This window comes from Pseudomonas sp. GP01-A4 (assembly GCF_058780865.1).
This window is the reverse complement of record NZ_JBYSWF010000007.1, coordinates 75,709-92,578: the sequence shown is the minus strand read 5'-3', so window position 1 is coordinate 92,578 and position 16,870 is coordinate 75,709. Positions and strand designations below refer to the sequence as shown.

At 60.0% G+C, this 16,870-nt stretch carries 20 protein-coding genes; 7 read left to right on the top strand and 13 right to left on the bottom strand.

Annotation, left to right across the window (positions count from 1 at the left end; all coding sequences use genetic code 11):
• Positions 1-35 precede the first annotated feature (35 nt).
• The gene (locus AC3WKX_RS07165; protein WP_102604426.1) at positions 36-767 is read right to left on the bottom strand and encodes a carbonic anhydrase; all 732 of its coding nucleotides are present in this window, start codon (positions 765-767) and stop codon (positions 36-38) included.
• 196 nt (positions 768-963) lie between these two features.
• Positions 964-2,022 carry a PA0069 family radical SAM protein gene (locus AC3WKX_RS07160; protein WP_003214861.1) on the bottom strand — a complete coding sequence of 353 codons (1,059 nt, stop codon included), beginning with the start codon at positions 2,020-2,022 and terminating at the stop codon, positions 964-966.
• Between the two features lie 287 nt (positions 2,023-2,309).
• Here AC3WKX_RS07160 and AC3WKX_RS07155 point away from each other — a divergent pair, with 287 nt between their 5' ends.
• Positions 2,310-2,495 carry a hypothetical protein gene (locus AC3WKX_RS07155; RefSeq protein ID WP_173406106.1) on the top strand — a complete coding sequence of 62 codons (186 nt, stop codon included), beginning with the start codon at positions 2,310-2,312 and terminating at the stop codon, positions 2,493-2,495.
• Between the two features lie 54 nt (positions 2,496-2,549).
• Here AC3WKX_RS07155 and AC3WKX_RS07150 read toward each other — a convergent pair whose 3' ends face one another.
• Genes AC3WKX_RS07150 through AC3WKX_RS07140 form a run of 3 tightly spaced genes read right to left on the bottom strand, consistent with a single transcriptional unit; the run spans position 2,550 to position 6,373 of the window.
• Complete coding sequence (locus AC3WKX_RS07150; protein WP_102604427.1) at positions 2,550-3,833, bottom strand: cytochrome c; 1,284 nt, start codon at positions 3,831-3,833, stop codon at positions 2,550-2,552.
• 12 nt (positions 3,834-3,845) lie between these two features.
• Entirely contained in the window at positions 3,846-5,630 is a 1,785-nt protein-coding gene (locus AC3WKX_RS07145; protein WP_003214867.1) for a GMC family oxidoreductase, read from the bottom strand.
• Between the two features lie 2 nt (positions 5,631-5,632).
• Positions 5,633-6,373, bottom strand: coding sequence for a gluconate 2-dehydrogenase subunit 3 family protein (locus tag AC3WKX_RS07140; protein WP_003214869.1), 741 nt, complete (start codon positions 6,371-6,373; stop codon positions 5,633-5,635).
• A gap of 284 nt (positions 6,374-6,657) precedes the next feature.
• Between AC3WKX_RS07140 and AC3WKX_RS07135 the strand changes: the two genes are divergently transcribed.
• The gene (locus AC3WKX_RS07135; RefSeq protein ID WP_102604429.1) at positions 6,658-7,344 is read left to right on the top strand and encodes a phosphatase domain-containing protein; all 687 of its coding nucleotides are present in this window, start codon (positions 6,658-6,660) and stop codon (positions 7,342-7,344) included.
• Positions 7,345-7,371: 27 nt separating this feature from the next.
• Here the strand turns inward: AC3WKX_RS07135 and AC3WKX_RS07130 are convergent, their stop codons facing one another.
• Together AC3WKX_RS07130 and prlC are read right to left on the bottom strand one after the other, a co-directional pair.
• On the bottom strand, positions 7,372-7,644 hold the full coding sequence (locus tag AC3WKX_RS07130; protein ID WP_003214872.1) for a YheV family putative zinc ribbon protein: 273 nt from the start codon (positions 7,642-7,644) through the stop codon (positions 7,372-7,374).
• Positions 7,641-9,740, bottom strand: a complete 2,100-nt coding sequence (prlC, locus tag AC3WKX_RS07125; RefSeq protein ID WP_173882998.1) for an oligopeptidase A — start codon at positions 9,738-9,740, stop codon at positions 7,641-7,643. The genes AC3WKX_RS07130 and prlC overlap by 4 nt, the downstream gene beginning before the upstream one ends.
• Positions 9,741-9,794: 54 nt before the next feature.
• Here prlC and AC3WKX_RS07120 point away from each other — a divergent pair, with 54 nt between their 5' ends.
• Positions 9,795-10,337, top strand: coding sequence for a gamma carbonic anhydrase family protein (locus AC3WKX_RS07120; RefSeq protein ID WP_003214876.1), 543 nt, complete (start codon positions 9,795-9,797; stop codon positions 10,335-10,337).
• A gap of 11 nt (positions 10,338-10,348) precedes the next feature.
• Positions 10,349-11,002, top strand: a complete 654-nt coding sequence (locus AC3WKX_RS07115) for an HAD family hydrolase (protein ID WP_003214881.1) — start codon at positions 10,349-10,351, stop codon at positions 11,000-11,002.
• Between the two features lie 96 nt (positions 11,003-11,098).
• Here AC3WKX_RS07115 and AC3WKX_RS07110 read toward each other — a convergent pair whose 3' ends face one another.
• Positions 11,099-12,154, bottom strand: coding sequence for an aminopeptidase (locus AC3WKX_RS07110; protein WP_102367819.1), 1,056 nt, complete (start codon positions 12,152-12,154; stop codon positions 11,099-11,101).
• A 142-nt stretch (positions 12,155-12,296) separates the two neighbouring features.
• On the opposite strand from AC3WKX_RS07110, the gene AC3WKX_RS07105 reads away from it, so the two are divergent.
• A complete protein-coding gene (locus AC3WKX_RS07105) occupies positions 12,297-12,719 on the top strand; it encodes a PA0061/PA0062 family lipoprotein (RefSeq protein ID WP_102367818.1) in 423 nt (140 codons plus the stop codon).
• Here the strand turns inward: AC3WKX_RS07105 and AC3WKX_RS07100 are convergent, their stop codons facing one another.
• Entirely contained in the window at positions 12,720-12,959 is a 240-nt protein-coding gene (locus AC3WKX_RS07100; RefSeq protein ID WP_003214887.1) for a DUF1161 domain-containing protein, read from the bottom strand.
• A 113-nt stretch (positions 12,960-13,072) separates the two neighbouring features.
• On the bottom strand, positions 13,073-13,504 hold the full coding sequence (locus AC3WKX_RS07095; protein ID WP_008439587.1) for an OsmC family protein: 432 nt from the start codon (positions 13,502-13,504) through the stop codon (positions 13,073-13,075).
• A gap of 217 nt (positions 13,505-13,721) precedes the next feature.
• Between AC3WKX_RS07095 and AC3WKX_RS07090 the strand changes: the two genes are divergently transcribed.
• Positions 13,722-14,723, top strand: a complete 1,002-nt coding sequence (locus AC3WKX_RS07090) for an LLM class flavin-dependent oxidoreductase (protein ID WP_087694564.1) — start codon at positions 13,722-13,724, stop codon at positions 14,721-14,723.
• 118 nt (positions 14,724-14,841) lie between these two features.
• On the opposite strand, the gene AC3WKX_RS07085 is transcribed toward AC3WKX_RS07090, so the two are convergent.
• Positions 14,842-15,069, bottom strand: a complete 228-nt coding sequence (locus AC3WKX_RS07085; RefSeq protein WP_003214893.1) for a DUF1161 domain-containing protein — start codon at positions 15,067-15,069, stop codon at positions 14,842-14,844.
• Between the two features lie 117 nt (positions 15,070-15,186).
• A complete protein-coding gene (locus tag AC3WKX_RS07080) occupies positions 15,187-15,402 on the bottom strand; it encodes a dodecin (protein WP_008439585.1) in 216 nt (71 codons plus the stop codon).
• Positions 15,403-15,558: 156 nt separating this feature from the next.
• On the opposite strand from AC3WKX_RS07080, the gene AC3WKX_RS07075 reads away from it, so the two are divergent.
• The gene (locus AC3WKX_RS07075; RefSeq protein WP_003170746.1) at positions 15,559-15,885 is read left to right on the top strand and encodes an ElaB/YgaM/YqjD family protein; all 327 of its coding nucleotides are present in this window, start codon (positions 15,559-15,561) and stop codon (positions 15,883-15,885) included.
• On the opposite strand, the gene AC3WKX_RS07070 is transcribed toward AC3WKX_RS07075, so the two are convergent.
• Positions 15,882-16,778, bottom strand: a complete 897-nt coding sequence (locus tag AC3WKX_RS07070) for a LysR family transcriptional regulator (RefSeq protein WP_008439584.1) — start codon at positions 16,776-16,778, stop codon at positions 15,882-15,884. The genes AC3WKX_RS07075 and AC3WKX_RS07070 overlap by 4 nt on opposite strands.
• Between the last annotated feature and the right edge of the window lie 92 nt (positions 16,779-16,870).

Below are 16,870 nucleotides of genomic sequence, written 5' to 3'. Positions count from 1 at the left end.
ACGGCAGCCATCGCGTTACCCGACAGGGGATTGTTTTAGAAGCGCGCTTTAGGCGTCGCGGATGGAATCGGCTGGGTACCGTTCAAGGGCAGGAACGCTGCCTGATCCGCATCGTAGGCCCTGATTTCGCTGGTCTCGATGTCGTAGACCCAGCCATGGATAAACAAATGCCCGTTGGCCATGCGCGAGGCCACGGAGGGATGAGTGCGCAGGTGCTGCAGTTGGGCGATCACGTTTTCTTCGGTCAGCACGTGCATGCTTTCGTGTTCGTTGGCGCAATCGCAGTTGTCCTGGACCATGGTCTTGGCGACCTCGGCGTGGCGCAGCCAGGCCTTTACCGTGGGCATTTTTTCCAGGCTTTGGGGGTTGAGCACCGCGCGCATGGCGCCGCAGTCGGAGTGGCCGCAAATGATGATGTGCTGCACACCAAGGGCCATTACCGCGTACTCGATAGCCGTTGAAACACCGCCGTTCATCTGCCCATAAGGCGGCACGACGTTACCGACGTTACGGGTCACGAACAAATCCCCAGGGGAGCTATGGGTGATCAGCTCGGGAACGATGCGCGAGTCGGCGCAGGTAATGAACATCGCCCGCGGGCTCTGGGCCGTGGCGAGTTTTTTGAAGAGCTCTTCCTGCTGGGGGAAGATCTCGTTATGGAAATGCAAAAAGCCTTCAACGATGTGCTGCAGCGCTGCATCGGCGGATTCCGCCTCGTGAGGGGCTGAAGCCGACGCAGCCAACGGCTGTTTATCCTTGTCACTCATAATTCATCCTCTTGATTGGAGCAGGGGAGTTTTCCAGTGCGGCCGGCGCCCAAACTGAAGCGCCGACTCATTAGTCACTCGATGAACAAGGTACCCGCCGAAACTTAACTCAAACTGAATGAACCGCTCTAGATCAGGGCTTTCAGTGATATCAAAACGCGACTATTCCTACAGAAAAGTACGCTTATCCAGCAGTTTACAATAATGCCATCTGTCTGCCCGGCGGACAAAACGCCGTGCAATCCAGATTAAACCCTTCCCGCCGGTTGAGCCCCAATCGTTTGATCGCCTTGGCGAAACGTTGCGCCAGCAAATCGGCAAACGGCCCTTCGCCACGCATGCGTACACCGAAGCGGCTGTCGTAGACCTCACCGCCGCGCACCTGCCGCACCAGGCTCATCACATGGGCCGCGCGCTGCGGGTAATGGGCCGCCAGCCATTCCTCAAACAGCGGCGCCACCTCCAGAGGCAAACGCAGCATCATGTACGCCGCGCTCTGTGCCCCCGCGGCATGAGCTTCGGCCAGCAGGCTTTCCAGCTCGCTGTCGTTGATCATCGGGATCATCGGCGAACACAGCACGCCCACCGGGATCCCCGCCTCACGCATCACCCGGATCGCCCGCAGCCGGGCCTTGGGCGCAGCCGTGCGCGGTTCGAGGATGCGCTTGAGTTCATCGTCCAGGCTGGTGAGGCTGATCATCACCGCCACCAGCCGCTGCTGCGCCAACTCGGTCAGCAGGTCGAGGTCCCGCAGGATCAGCGAGCCCTTGGTAATGATCGTCACCGGATGACGGTAGCGCAGCAGCACTTCGAGGGTTTGCCGGGTGATCTTGTACTCGCGCTCGATGGGCTGGTACGGGTCGGTGTTGGAGCCCAGGTTGATCGGCGCGCAGGTGTAGCCCGGTTTCGACAGTTGCTGCTCAAGCACGTCGGCGGCGTTGGTCTTGGCGATCAGCTTGGTTTCGAAGTCCAGCCCCGGCGACAGGTCCCAATACGCGTGGCTGGGCCGCGCATAGCAGTAGATACAACCATGCTCGCAGCCGCGATACGGGTTGATCGCCCGGTCAAACGGGATATCCGGCGAGCTGTTGCGGGTAATGATGGTTTTCGCGGTTTCGATACGGACTTCGGTGCCCTGGGTCTGTGGCACTTCCTGATACCAACCGTCGTCTTCCGCCACGCTGACGGTGGGCGCAAAACGGTTGTGCAGGTTGGTGGCCGTGCCGCGCCCGCGAGGCGGCAAAGGGACATTCATAGTCAGACCTCATAAACTGTATCCATATACAGTATTCGAGAAGATCGCTTTTCACCAGCACCACTGGGCGGCGCGGTCTAGCATCGACCTTCGCACGAACGGAATGACACCTTCCTACATGTAACCAAACAAGAAATAAATCGCGACATATGTGACATGGATAAAGTTATTAACACATCGCTATGATCACAACTTAACTCATTACCACCTACAGGATATTTATGTCTCAGGATGAACTACGCTTTACATGCGAAGACTTTGAAAAAGATAACAGCCCGGAAGTATTAATGGAGCGCTTTACCGACGGTAAACTGTCCTACGCCATGTATGCCTCTTCCTCCAACAGGGACGGGCACTACGACACCACCTCCACCACCACCGACCTGGATAACGACGGCGACTTCGATGAACAGGACAAGACCATCTTCCTGAACATGGCGAATAGCTTTGTAAAAACCTGCGCCCCTCGATAATTGATCGGCTAGTTGCCAGGCTTATATATAAAACTATAAACCTGGCAACTGACACTACTTCTCTGAAGTTTGATCAGCTTCGGTAGTTACTGCATCTTTTCGCAAGTCTTTCACTTGCGAAGCCTTTACAGGCTCTCCCTTATTACCCCAACTGTCCCGAACGAAACTGACGACATCCGCCACTTCCTGATCCGACAGCCGCCAGGCAAACGCCGGCATGGTGAAGGTCGAAGGTGCCGTATGCGTCGCCGGCAACGTGCCGCCGTTCAACACGATGTTGATCAGCGACGTCGCATCCGCCGTCTGTAGCACCGGGTTGCCCGCCAGCGCCGGGAACACGCGGGTGTAGCCGTGGCCGTCGGTACGGTGGCACGCCGCGCAGTTGTCGATGTACACCGAGGCCCCCGGCTTGCTGTCATCGCCCTTCCACAGCGCGTCGGCGACTTGTTTGTCGTACTGGTGCGGCTGGTCCTTGGGATCCACCGCCGGCAGGGTCTTGAGGTAACGGGCGATAGCCGTCAGGTCCTCTTCCGACATGTACTGCATGCTGTGGACCACAACGTCGCTCATGCCGCCAAACACCGCACTGCGATCACTGCGCCCGGTCTTGAGGAATTGCACCAGTTGCTCCTCGCTCCAGCTACCCAGGCCGTCCTTGTGGTCGCCCCGCAGGCTCTTGGCAATCCAGCCTTCCAGCGGCGCACTGCCGGACAGGAAAGCGCTGCCATCCGACGCACTCAGGGATTTTTCCTGCATGGTCAGGGCCCGTGGCGTATGGCAGGCACCGCAGTGGCCAAGGCCCTCTACCAGATAAGCGCCACGGCTGATCACCGGGTCGGCGCCCGCCTGGGCCTGGTAGTCCTCGACCTTGGGGGCGAACATCCAGCGCCACCCGGCCAACGGCCAACGCATGCTCAACGGCCAGGGAATGTCGCTGTCCTTGTTCACCTGCGCCACCGGCTCCACGCCCTTCATGAAGTACGCGTACAGCGCCTGCATGTCGCTTTCGCTGACCCGCGCGTAAGACGGGTAGGGCATCGCCGGGTAAAGCGTACTACCGTTCTTGGCGACGCCATGGCGCACGGCCTGGTCGAAGTCTTCGAAGCTGTAGTCGCCCAGGCCGGTTTTATCCGGGGTGATGTTGGTGGAGTAGATGGTGCCGATCGGGGTTTCCATCGGCAGGCCACCGGCGAACGGTTTTCCGCCCTTGGCGGTGTGGCAGGCCACGCAGTCACCGGCGCGCGCCAGGTATTCACCCTGTTTGACCAGATCGGTTTCAGCCGCACTCACCGAGCAGTTGCTGAACAAAGCCAGGGACGCGATAACAAATGCTTTCATGGTCATCGCTCCTTATGCCTGAACCAGTGGGCCGGGGTTTTTCAGGTACTGCTCGCGAATTGCCCGCGCCGACCAGTAGGTCAATGCCGCCACCAGGCCCGTAGGGTTGTAGCCCAAGCCTTGTGGGAACGCGGAAGCGCCCGGGACAAACACGTTGTGTACGTCCCAGCACTGCAGGTAGCGGTTCAAGGCACTGGTTTTCGGGTCGGTGCCCATGATCGCGCCACCGTTGAGGTGGGTGGTCTGGTAAGACGCGGTGTTGAAGTGCTCGCCCACCTTTTTGCCCAGCAAGGCAATCGCCTTGGGGTTCATCGCTTCGGCGATCTTGCTCATTTTTTCGACCATGAAGCGGTTCATCTTGATGTCGTTTTCCTGCCAGTCGAAGGTCATGCGCAGCAGCGGCAGGCCGTAGGCATCGCGGTAAACCGGGTCCAGGTCGAGGTAGTTGCCACGGTAGGATTGGTGGGCGCCATGGGCATCCATCGACACCTGATGGGTGTAGTAATCAGCCGTGGCGCGCTTCCACGCGCTGCCCCAGGCCGGCGTGCCCGGCGGGTTGGAGGTACCCGCAATCGGCCGGCTGCCCGCCTGGTTGACCCACATCGGCGAGCCGCCCACAAAGCCGTGAGGCCCATGGTCGAAGTTGTCGGCGTTGAAGTCATCGACCGCCACGCCATTGCCGCCGGCACCGATAAAGTTGTTGGTGTGCACGTCCTTGTCGAAGAACGCCTTGATGGTGGCCATGTTCTGGTAGGCGAAGTTGCGACCCACCACGCCCTCACCGGAGATCGGGTCGTAGGGTTTGCCGATGCCCGACAGCAGCATCAGGCGCACGTTGTTGAACTGGAAGGAACCGAGGATCACCAGGTCCGCCGGCTGCTCGCATTCCCGCCCCTGGGCGTCGACATACGTCACGCCGGTCGCCTTGCTCCTGGTGCTGTCGAGATTGACCTTCAGCACGTGGGAATTGGGCCGCAGTTCGAACTTGGGTTCCTGGCGCAAGGCCGGCAGGATGTTCACGTTCGGCGAAGCCTTGGAATACATGTAGCAGACATAACCGCTGCAGAAGCCGCAGAAGTTGCACGGGCCCATCTGGGCGCCGTAAGGGTTGGTGTACGGCCCCGATGTATTCGCGGAAGGCAGGTTGTAGGGCTTGTACCCCACGGCCGTGGCGGCCTTCTGGAACAGCTGTGCAGAGACGGTGTTCTTCTGCGATTCCAGCGGGAAGTGATTGGAGCGATCCGGTGCGTAAGGGTTGCCGCCCTTGCCTTCGCCCACCAACTGGCCTTTCACCGTCCAGGCTTGCCCGGAGGTGCCGAAGACTTTCTCGGCATAGTCGAAGAATGGTTCCAGCTCTTCATAGCTGACGCCGAAATCCTGGATGGTCATGTCCTTGGGAATGAAGTTTTTCCCGTAGCGCTCTTCGTAATGGCTGCGCATGCGCAACTCGATCGGGTCCACCCGAAAGTGCACGCCGGACCAGTGCAGGCCTGCACCGCCGACACCGTTGCCAGGCAGGAAAGCGCCCAGTTGGCGGTTGGGCATCGCCACGTCATTCACGCTATGGCGAATGGTCACGGTTTCCTTGGAGATGTCCTGGAAGAGCTTTTTACGCACGCTGTAGGTCAGTTCGTCGATGACCTGGGGATAGTTGCCGTCCGGGTAGGTGTCCTGCATCGGGCCGCGCTCCAGCGCTACCACGTTGAGGCCAGCTTCCGTCAGCTCCTTGGCCATGATCGCGCCGGTCCAGCCAAAGCCGACAATCACTGCATCCACTTTCTTCATGATGGTCGCCACGTTTACGCCCTCTCGCCACGGATCGAAACAGCCGGGAAGGGGTATTGCTCGTTGCGTTCAACCCAATCCATGAAATCGGCGCGGGCGCCGGGGAAGCCGATCATGGTCCAGCCGACCATGCCTTTGTTGCCACCGTGGACCGGGTCGCAAAAGAACCCTTCCTTGGTGTTTTGCAGCAACAGATTGAAGAAAATCTTCGGCGGGACGCTGTCGAACTGCGCGTCGCCGGCCTCCAGGCGCTGCAACAACTTTTCCTGGGTAGCGCTGTCTTGCTCGGCAAATAGCTTACCGTTCATCGCTTTCGACCAGGCATCCGTGGCAGCGATGCCCAGGCGATAGATCTCCTTGGGCACCAATTTGCTCTGCCAGCCCATTTCAGGCGGCGCGTCGGCATTGAACGGGCCTTGCATGAACCACAGGGCACCCGCCGCGTACGGCGTGTTCATCTGACGGTCGATGTATTCCGGCGCGCCGGCTTCCAGGGCGCCTGGGCCCTGGTCGTCCGCCGGGATCAGGCGCGCAACGGCCGCGTTGATAAAGGCCCATTCCTCGGCAGTGAAATAGCTCGGCTCATAGGCCTTGCTGCTGACGGGCGCCTTCTCCGGGCTGGCTTGAGCCGGTTCGGGAACCGCCATCAGCATCGAACCGCCCAGGCCCGTGCTGGCGACAGTGACCACGGGGATCAAGGTCAAGGATTTGCGTAAAAACTCACGCCGGGGGTTGTCTTGATCTTGATCAGACATGGTGGCACCTCATCATGTGGTCACGGATTTATCAGCCGCTTCGAGGAACGACTTATAGTTTTGGCAGTAAATGGGATCCAAAGGACCCAAGGGGATAGAACACAGCAGCAATCAATAGTTACAAAGGATAGCAGGCTAAGGATTGGGGAAAATCGTTTCAGCGCGAAAAAATCTGCCCGGAGCCGGCTTATTCACGATTCTTTGACGAGTACCTCACACGGCATTGACCCCCTGTAGGCGAATCTGGGCCCCATCAGCCCCTTCCCTATTCGGTTACATCGCGCATGTTCAAGAATCAATTGCTGCCTGCCGTCAGCCTCGTGTTCATGGCGCTGTTCACCACCGCACCGTCCCAGGCCGAAGAGCTCACGCCCATTCGTTCGTTGGAATGGGCCCAGCCGGTGGGCAATCAATACAACCTGTATCAAATGACGCCCACGCTCTATCGCAGCGCGCTGCCGGATAGCGGTGCTGTTCCTGTATTGGAAAAGCTCAAGATCGGTACGGTGATCAACTTTCTGCCCGAGTCCGATGCCAAGTGGCTGAAATCACCCGGTATCAACCAAGTGCAATTGTCTTATCGCACCAACCATGTCGATGACGCCGATGTGCTCGCAGCGTTGCGTGCGATTCAGGATGCCGAAGCCAACGGCCCGGTGCTGATGCACTGCAAACACGGCTCCGACCGCACGGGCCTGATGGCGGCGATGTATCGGGTGGTGATTCAGGGATGGAGCAAGGAAGACGCGCTGAACGAAATGACCTTGGGCGGCTTCGGCGCCAGTAGCGGCTTCAAGGACGGCGTTCGCTACATGATGAAGGCGGATGTCGACAAGTTACGCACTGCACTGGCCAACGGCGAGTGCAGCACCAGCGCCTTTGCGCTGTGCTCGATGAAAAGCTGGCTGAATACCGCGGACAACGCCAAAGACCCGGCCGAGGAAAAAACCGCCTGGGTGGTCGCTCCCTGAGCCATCAACCCAGGGAGCGCTTCTCGGTCAGTCTTTTTTCAGCTTCGGATTAGGGAAGAACTGCACCGCCTGCACCTTGGGGTCCGGTGCTTTCAACGCCGACGTATTGACCCGCGTACCCAATTCCTTGGGCACTGACAGACCTTGTTCATTCAGCGTGTCGGAATAGCCGCAAGCCACGCATTCGCGGTGCGGAACATCGTCCTCGCTCCACATCATCAACTTGTCCGGCTCGCTGCACGCCGGGCAGACTGCCCCGGCGATAAAGCGTTTTTTGGTTTTCACAGGTGCTTCACTCATGCTGCCGCGTCCTCACTCAGGCCGCTGTGGCGCAAGAGTGCGTCAATCGACGGCGCCCGTCCGCGGAAATCGACGAACAGCACCATCGGTGCCTGGGAACCGCCACGGGCCAGGATCGCCTCGCGGAACGCCCGGCCAGTCTCGGCATTGAGCACGCCATCTTCTTCGAACTTGGAGAAGGCATCGGCCGACAGCACTTCCGCCCACTTGTAGCTGTAGTAACCCGCAGCGTAACCGCCAGCGAAGATATGCGCGAAGCTGTTGGGGAAGCGGTTGTAGGCGGGCGGACGCATCACCGACACCTCATCACGCACGCCTTCCAGCACCTGCAGCACGCTGCGGCCATCGCCATGGGTAGCGTGCAGCTCAAAGTCGAACAGCGAGAACTCCAACTGGCGAACCATCATCAGGCCGGACTGGAAGTTCTTCGCCGCGAGCATTTTTTCCAGCAGGTCCTGTGGCAGCGGCTCACCGGTTTCATAGTGACCGGAAATCAGCGCCAGGCCTTCCGGCTCCCAGCACCAGTTTTCCATGAACTGGCTCGGCAACTCCACCGCATCCCAGGCCACGCCGTTGATGCCGGACACGCCGGCGTGTTCGACACGGGTCAACAGGTGGTGCAGGCCGTGGCCGAATTCGTGGAACAGCGTGGTCACTTCATTGTGGGTCAGCAGGGCAGGCTTGCCGCTGTCGGCCGGGGTGAAGTTGCACACCAGGTTGGCCACCGGGCTTTGCAGCACGCCATCAACCTTGCGGCGACGGTCTCGGGCGCCGTCCATCCAGGCACCCCCACGCTTGTTGGCGCGGGCATACAGGTCGAAGAAGAAGCGGCCGACGTGCTGGCCGTTTTCCTTGATTTCAAACAGGCGAACATCCGGGTGCCAGGTGTCGAAGCCTTTCTGCTCGGCGATCTCGATGCCATACAGGCGTTGCACGATGGCGAACAGGCCGCTGAGTACCTTGTCGATCGGGAAGTAGGCGCGCAGGGCTTCCTGGGAAACGCTGTAACGCTGCTCACGCAGTTTTTCGCCGTAGAAACCGCTGTCCCAGCTTTGCAGGTCCGCGCAGCCTTGTTCGGCGGCATAGGCCTTGAGCTGTTGCAGGTCCTGGGTGGCAAACGGCTTGCTGCGCTTGGCCAGGTCCCGCAGGAAGCTCAGCACCTGGTCGCTGGACTCGGCCATTTTGGTGGCCAGGCTCAGCTCGGAGAACGAGGCGAAGCCCAGCAGTTGCGCCAGCTCCTGACGCAGGTCGAGGATCTGTTCCATGACCGGGCCATTATCATTCTGACCGGCATTCGGGCCTTGGTCCGACGCGCGGGTGCAGTAGGCTGCGTAGATTTCTTCACGCAGGGCGCGGTCGTGGGCGTAGGTCATCACCGCGTAGTAGCTCGGGAATTCCAGGGTGATCAGCCAGCCGTCGAGGCCCTTGGCCTGGGCAGCCGCAGCCATTTGCGCCTTGGAGGAATCGGTCAGGCCGGCGAGGGTTGCTTCGTCAGTGACGTGCTTGGTCCAGGCCTGGGTGGCATCGAGCAATTGGTTGGAGAACTTGCTGCCCAGTTCGGAGAGCTTGCTCTGCACTTCGGCATAACGCTTTTGCTGCTCAGGCGGCAAATCGATACCCGACAGACGGAAGTCCCGCAGGGAGTGTTCCAGGATGGTTTTTTGCGCCACGTCGAAGCCGGCGGCTTCCGGGCTGTTGGCCAGGGCGTCGAAGGCCTGGAACAACTCGCGGTTCTGGCCCATCTCGGTGGAGTAGGCGCTCAGTGCCGGCAGGCACGCCTCGTAGGCTTCCCGCAGTTCGGCGCTGTTGCACACGGCATTCAGGTGGCTGACCGGGCTCCAGGCGGCACCCAGGCGGTCATTGAGTTCGTCCATGGCCAGGACCAGCCCGGCCCAGGTCGGATTTTTACCCTGGCTTTGCAGGATGCCTTCGATGGCGACGCGGTTGTCGGCGAGGATCTGTTCAATGGCCGGCTGCACGTGCTCGGCACGGATCGCCGAGAACGGCGGCAGGTCGTAGGACTGCAGAAGAGGGTTGTTCGCGCTCACGGTTGGCACCTTGGCTGAAGAAACATGTAAGAACAAAGATGGGGCCATCTTAATTACAATCAACGCCCACCGCAGCTATCAGCAGAAGAGAGAGAGCCTATCGTGACCCTTCGCACCTACCAGAATCACACGCCGGCCCTGGCCGCCGGGGCTTTCGTCGATGCATCGGCGGTGGTGATCGGCGACGTCGAAATCGGCACCGACAGCTCGGTATGGCCGCTGACGGTGATTCGCGGCGACATGCACCGCATCCGCATCGGTGCGCGCACCAGCGTGCAGGACGGCTGCGTGCTGCACATTACCCACGCAGGCCCCTTCAATCCTGATGGTTTCCCGCTGCTGATCGGCGACGATGTGACCATTGCCCACAAGGTCATGCTGCATGGCTGCACGGTAGGCAGCCGGATCCTGATCGGCATGGGCAGCATTGTGATGGACGGCGCCGTGGTGGAAGACGAGGTGATCATCGGCGCCGGCAGCCTGGTGCCGCCGGGCAAGAAACTTGAGAGCGGTTTTTTATATGTTGGCAGCCCGGTTAAACAAATCCGCCCGCTGACTGACAAGGAACGGGCATTTTTCACCTACAGCGCCGCGAACTACGTAAAGCTCAAAGACCTGCACCTGGCCGAAGGCTTCGACCAATGACAAGGACACCCATGCATTACCAGACCGTTTTGTTCGACCTCGATGGCACCCTCACCGACCCCCGCGAAGGCATCACCCGCTCGATCCAGTACGCCCTCGCCAAACTGGGGATCGATGAGCCGGACCTGACCAAACTTGAGCACTTTATCGGCCCGCCGCTGCTGCAAGCGTTCATGCAGTTTTATGGCTTCGACGAAGCCAAGGCCTGGGAGGCGGTGAATTTCTACCGCGAGCGCTTCAAGGTCACCGGCCTGTACGAAAACCGCGTGTTCGACGGCGTGATGCCGCTGCTTGAGGAATTGAATGGCCAGGGCCGTCAGCTGTATGTAGCCACGTCCAAGCCTTGGGTATTTGCCCGGGAAATCGCCCGGCATTTTGATTTCGCCAAGCACTTCAAAGTGATCTACGGCAGCGAGCTGGACGGCACGCGCACCAACAAGGTCGAGTTGATCGCCCACCTGATGGCGCAAGAAAGCCTGGACCCGGCCAGCACCTTGATGATTGGCGACCGCAAGCACGACCTGATCGGGGCCCGCAGCAATGGGCTGGACTCGGCGGCGGTAGGTTATGGGTTTGGCAGCCATGAAGAGCTGAGTGCCGAGGCGCCGACCTGGCATTTCGAAACGTTGGCCGAGATGCATCAGGCGTTTTTGCAACGGCCTTGAATGCGCTATCGCAGGCAAGCCAGCTCCCACATTTGATCACGGTCGGCCAAGACAACTCAGTCAAATGTGGGAGCCGGGCTTGCCCGCGATGAGGCCCTACCGGCCAACCACTTGCCCGGATCCCTCCAACGCCCTCAGGGCCGCCTTGCGCTGATCCACCGGCAACCCGCCCAGCTTCTCCACCGCCGCAAAGAACTTCGGCCAATCCCCGCCTTCCTGCCGGAACAACGCGACGAACGCCGGCACCCACTGGTCATACAGCCCAAACGGCAGCAACCTTGCGTTGTTCATCGGCAGGTTGACCCAGGCGTCATAACGCTTGTCGCCACCCCACTGGCTATCGCGCATGTGCCGGTAGTCACGGCGCAGGCGCTCGAATTCAGCGGCCTTGGCCTGGCGCATGGCATCTGCCGTCAGCGGCTGCGCATACAACTGCTCCAGGCGTTTGCGGGTATCGAGCACCAGCCGGGTGAACTGGTCGCGCTGTTTCAGCGCTGACTCGCTGGCAGGCGGCAAGCCTTGGGCGGCGCGCCATTGCCGGGTACCTTCCTGCTCGACGAAGGTGGCGTACGACTCGTTGAACTCGGTGTCGTCCTTCACATAAAACCGCTGGTGCGCCAGCTCATGAAAAATCAGCGTGGCCAGGCGCTCGTCCCCCCAGCTCATCATCGAACTCATGATCGGGTCGTTGAACCAGCCGAGGGTGGAATAGGCCTCCACGCCGCCAATCGACACATCCATCCCTTGCTGCTTCAACAAAGCCGCCTGGCCGCGTGCGGCGCCCTGGTTGTAGTAGCCGCGATAGGCCACGCAACCGGCAATCGGGAAGCAGTGGGTTTGCGGGGACAGGGAAAATTCAGGCGTGGCGAACACGTTCCAGACCACGTAAGGGCGGCCGATATCGGCATACAGCCGGTAACTCTGGTTATCCGGCAGGTGCAGGTGTTCGCTGGCGAAGGTGCGGGCTTTCTGCGATTGCGCCAAGTGCTCGCGCAGCACCTGTGGCCGGGACGGGTCGGCGACGACCGCGGAGACCGGCTCCCGGGCACGCAGCAATTGCCATTGGCCGTCTGCCAGTTGGCTGTAATAACTGACGCTGGAACAGCCGCTGAGCAACAGCAGCATCAAGCCGGGAAGCAAACGCCTGACCATTCAAACCTCTCGCCGGTAACCATCCCGCCAGACTATCTCGCCTGTGGGGAATTTTTCCATGGCGTGGCGTGTTTATACTCATAGGGAGCGTGCTGCCGAACGCAGCCGTTCAAAAAACCATTCCTACAGTTGAGTGCTTAACATGCGTCAGCTACTGCTTCCCGTCGCCGCGATTTTTCTCAGTGCCTGTGCGTCGACGCCACTACCGCCGGTTGATCCACTCCAAGCCTGGGTCGACTTCGCTACCCCGACACCCGGCGCCAAGCTGGTAATGGCGCAACGCCTGGACGGGAAAAACCTGAACGACGGGCGCTTCTTCCAAATGCCGCCTGGCAGCCATGAGCTGATGGTACGTTTTGATTTCGAGGTGCCTACCGGCGGCAGTTTCGGCGGGTTTGGCCAAACCACTGACCGTACCTGCTTCATGACCCTGCAATACGACCGTTTCGAGGCGGGCCAGCGCTATCGCCTGGAAGGGCGCTCACTGGGCTACAACCCGAATATCCGGCTGTACAACAAAGCGGGTCAATTGCTGGCCGAAGAACGTAGCGTCAACTGCATCTGATCAGTCGTTGTTCTTCTGGTAGACGATGGCTTTGGTGCCATTCTCACAGCTGCCGACAACCATGGCGCTGTCGTGCTTGTCAGCTTCTTCCTTGGTGACGATTTCGAGGGTGTAGGACGGAACGGCATTCGCCTGGATTTTGACCTCAATCTCCTTCCTGAGCTCTTCACAATCTTTTGGCGCCGCCAGCGCCGACGTGGCCAGTGCACAGCAGATAACCGCCAAGGCAATACGTTTCATGTGTGAAGCTCCCTGAATGCACGCGCACGGGTGTGCGCTGAGTCTGCAATCGGCTATTCGACCACATTTGCACCTGCAGGGGCGAGCAAGCTCACCCCTGCAAGGGGGTTGCATCAACTAACCAGCGTGCCATCCAGGGTAATGGTTGCATTCAGTACCTTGGACACGGGGCATCCTTCCTTGGCCTTTTTGCTCAGCTCATCGAACTGCGCCTGGCTGGCGCCCGGGATCTTTGCCTTGAGGGTCAGGTGCACGGCCGTAATCGCAAAGCCACCGTCCACTTGGTCCAGGGTCACTTCGGCCTGGGTGTCGATGCTGTCGGCCTTGAGCCCGGCATCGCCGAGAATCATGGAAAACGCCATGGAGAAACAACCAGCATGGGCTGCGCCGATCAGTTCTTCAGGGTTGGTGCCCTTGCCACCTTCGAAACGGGCCTTGAAGCCGTAAGGCGCTTCACGCAGAACGCCGGTTTCGGTGGAAATGGAACCCAGGCCAGTCTTCAGGTCGCCTTCCCAATGCGCGGATGCTTTTTTAACAATACTCATAGCGGTCTCCTCGAACGGTGGTTTTGCGTCAGTAAGGGTTCTGAGGATAGACGCCACGGCAAAGTTCATCTTGTCGGAGAAACCTAGCGATTAAGTAGGAAATTTCACCATCGCTATTGAATCTCGGGTATATGCCCTCATTGCATAGGACATGCACATGAAGCGGCAGGTTTTGGTTCGTCTAAGAAGCCTGCGCCCCCATTGGAGAAGCAGGCTTATGAAATCGCTGTCCGACGTAAAGTTCTCGACCCTCGACCTCGTGCCCGTGCGTGCCAACGGCAGCCCGGCGCAGTCGCTGCGCAATTCCCTGGACCTGGCCCAGCACGTGGAAAAATTCGGCTACAACCGTTTCTGGGTCGCCGAACACCACAATATGGACGGCATCGCCAGCTCGGCGACCTCGGTATTGCTGGGTTACCTGGCCGGTGGCACCTCGACGATCCGTGTCGGTTCAGGTGGGGTGATGCTGCCCAACCACGCACCGCTGGTGATCGCCGAGCAGTTCGGCACCCTGGAAAGCCTGTACCCGGGCCGCATCGACCTGGGCCTTGGCCGCGCACCAGGCTCCGACCAGATGACCGCCCGCGCGCTGCGCCGTGAACGCTCCGGCAGCGCTGATGATTTCCCGGAAGACGTGGCAGAACTGATGGCCTACCTCGGCCCGCGCACTCCGGACCAACGAGTGATCGCCGTACCCGGCACCGGCACCAACGTCCCTGTGTGGCTATTGGGCTCCAGCCTGTTCAGTGCGCAGCTGGCAGGCGAGCGCGGTTTGCCTTACGCCTTTGCCTCACATTTCGCACCGCGCCTGATGCATGAAGCGATTCGCGTCTATCGCAACCACTTCAAGCCTTCGGCCGTGCTGGACAAGCCCTACGTGATGCTCGGCATCCCGCTGGTGGCCGCCGACACCGATGAGCAAGCCGACTACCTGGCCACCTCGGTGTACCAGCGAATTCTCGCGCTGATGCGTGGGCAAAGCCTGGTGCAGCGCCCGCCGGTCAAGACCATGGACGGCCTGTGGCTGCCCCATGAGAAAGACGCCGTGGGCAGTTTCCTCGGCCTGGCCATGGTGGGCAGCCCGCAGAAGATCCGCGCCAAGCTGGAGGTGCTGGTGGAGCAGACCGGCGCTGATGAGCTGATCTTTACCTGTGACCTGTACGAACATGCCGACCGGATTCATTCCTACGAGCTGCTGGCGCAGGTCATGAAGGGCTGAATCCAGGAGTGAGGCGGGACGCAGAGCATCCCAGGCTTCATTCCCACGCGGAGCGAGGGATCGCAGGCATAAAAAAACCGACGCACTTGCGTCGGTTTTTTACGTCTGCAACACGGGATCACCCGCGCTTGTAGGCGATTTCCTTGGTACCGGCTTCACAGCTGCCGACAACCGTGTGGTCACTAGGTGCAGCACCTTTGTCCACGATTTCCAGGGAGTAGCCCGAAGCGCCTTTAGCGTCGATTTTCGCCGCAATCTCGCTTTTCAGCTCTTCACAAGGCTTGCCCGCCGCCAGGGCCGTGCCCGCAATGCTCAACAAACCTACCGCCAACAAAAAGTTCTTCATCCGTCACTTCCTTGGGTTGATCGAAAGGAAGCACGCCGACGCTCGTCACGTCGACGTGCCTAAAGGTTGTAGCGGAGTTTATGGCAATCGGCCAGCGCGCAAGTTCAACCGGCTCAATCAACTACTGGCAATTCGGAACCCCACCTTGAGGGTGACCTGGAAATGCGCAGCCTTGCCGTCCTTGATGTGGCCACGGGTTTCGGTCACTTCAAACCACTCCAAGTGCTTGATGCTCTTGCTGGCTTCAGCCAGGGCATTGTTGATGGCCTCCTCGATGCTGGTCGCGGAAGAGCCCACCAGTTCGACTTTCTTGTAGGTGTGATGATCACTCATAAGTTTTTCTCCTGGGGTCGTTAATCAAGACTAGCAGTGAATTCTCGTACTGCTTCTGGCGGCTATTGCGATGTGAAAGTTCAGATTTACTGCACTTTCTGAAACCGCCGCAGTCGGAAACAACACACGCCACTCAATCACTCCAGGAGAGCCCACATGGCCAACACCTCTTTACGCAAAGCGTCATTGGAAAGCATGGAAGCCGAGATTTCGAGCCTGCTCAAGTCTTTGGAAAGCCTCAAGGACGATGCGTCTGACGAGTCGCGCAAAACCCTGAAGGCCCTGAAAAGCAATGCCGAGAACGCCCTCAAGCATTCTCGCCACCTGATCAGCGATGCCTACGAAGAAAGCAAAGTCAAAATCCGCGAAACCGGTGTTGCAACACGGGACTACGCGCAAGAGCATCCATGGACTACCGCCGGTGTTGCCGTCGGCGCGCTGGGTCTGCTGGCGGCCTACTTGCTGTGCAAACGCGGCGATTAAACGTCCTGGCGCGCAAGCTCAGCCTTGAGCCACTGCGCCAGTTGCCCGGCGCGCCCATCTGCGGCGCGCTTGGGTAGCCACAACGCCAGTTGCGCCGGGGTTTCACTGAAACCCCACGGCGCAACCAGGCGACCCGCTCGCAGGTCCTCTGCCACCAGCGGCTCAGGCGCAATTGCTACCCCCAGCCCGGCCACCGCCGCCTCCAGCAAATAATACAAATGCTCAAACCCCTGACCGTACTTCAACGCGCCAGCGTCGATCCCATGGTGCTGCGCCCAGCTGGGCCAGGCTTGCGGGCGTGAGGTAGTGTGCAACAGGGCCTCACTCAGCAGCGCCTCGGGAGGCGCCTGGCGCAATCGCTCGTAATGGGCAAAACGCGGGCTCATGACCGGGCCGATGCGTTCGCTGGCCAATTCGTACACCTGCATATCCGCCGGCCATGGAGGTTCGGCGAACACCAGCAGCGCGTCCAGGCCGGGGCGGCGTGGGTCAAGATCGCCTTCACCCGCCGACAGATGCAGGCGCAAATCCGGCAACTCGGCGTTCAGGCGCCCCAGACGCGGAATAAACCAGCGCGCCAGCAGGCTGCCGGAGCAGCCGAGCACAAACGGCGCATCGGCACTGCTTTGCGTGAGCTCGGCGCAAGTGTCCCTCAGTCGCTCGAAGGCCTCGAAACTCGCATCTCGCAGGCGAATACCGGCATCTGTGAGTTTGAGGCCGCGCCCGTCCTTGGCGAACAGGCTTACACCAAGGTGTTCTTCCAACACCTTCAGCTGCCGGCTGACCGCACCATGGGTCACGTGCAGTTGCTCAGCGGCCTGGCTAACGCTGTTCAGGCGCGCAGTCGCCTCAAAAGCGCGCAAGGCATTCAGCGGTGGGAGGTCTCGGCTCATCTGTGAGTTTTCCTGACAGGTTGTGGCGATCTTATCGGTTTTCACGTGGAAGCGTCAGGGGTAGAGTGACCGTCATTGCCTCTTACACATTT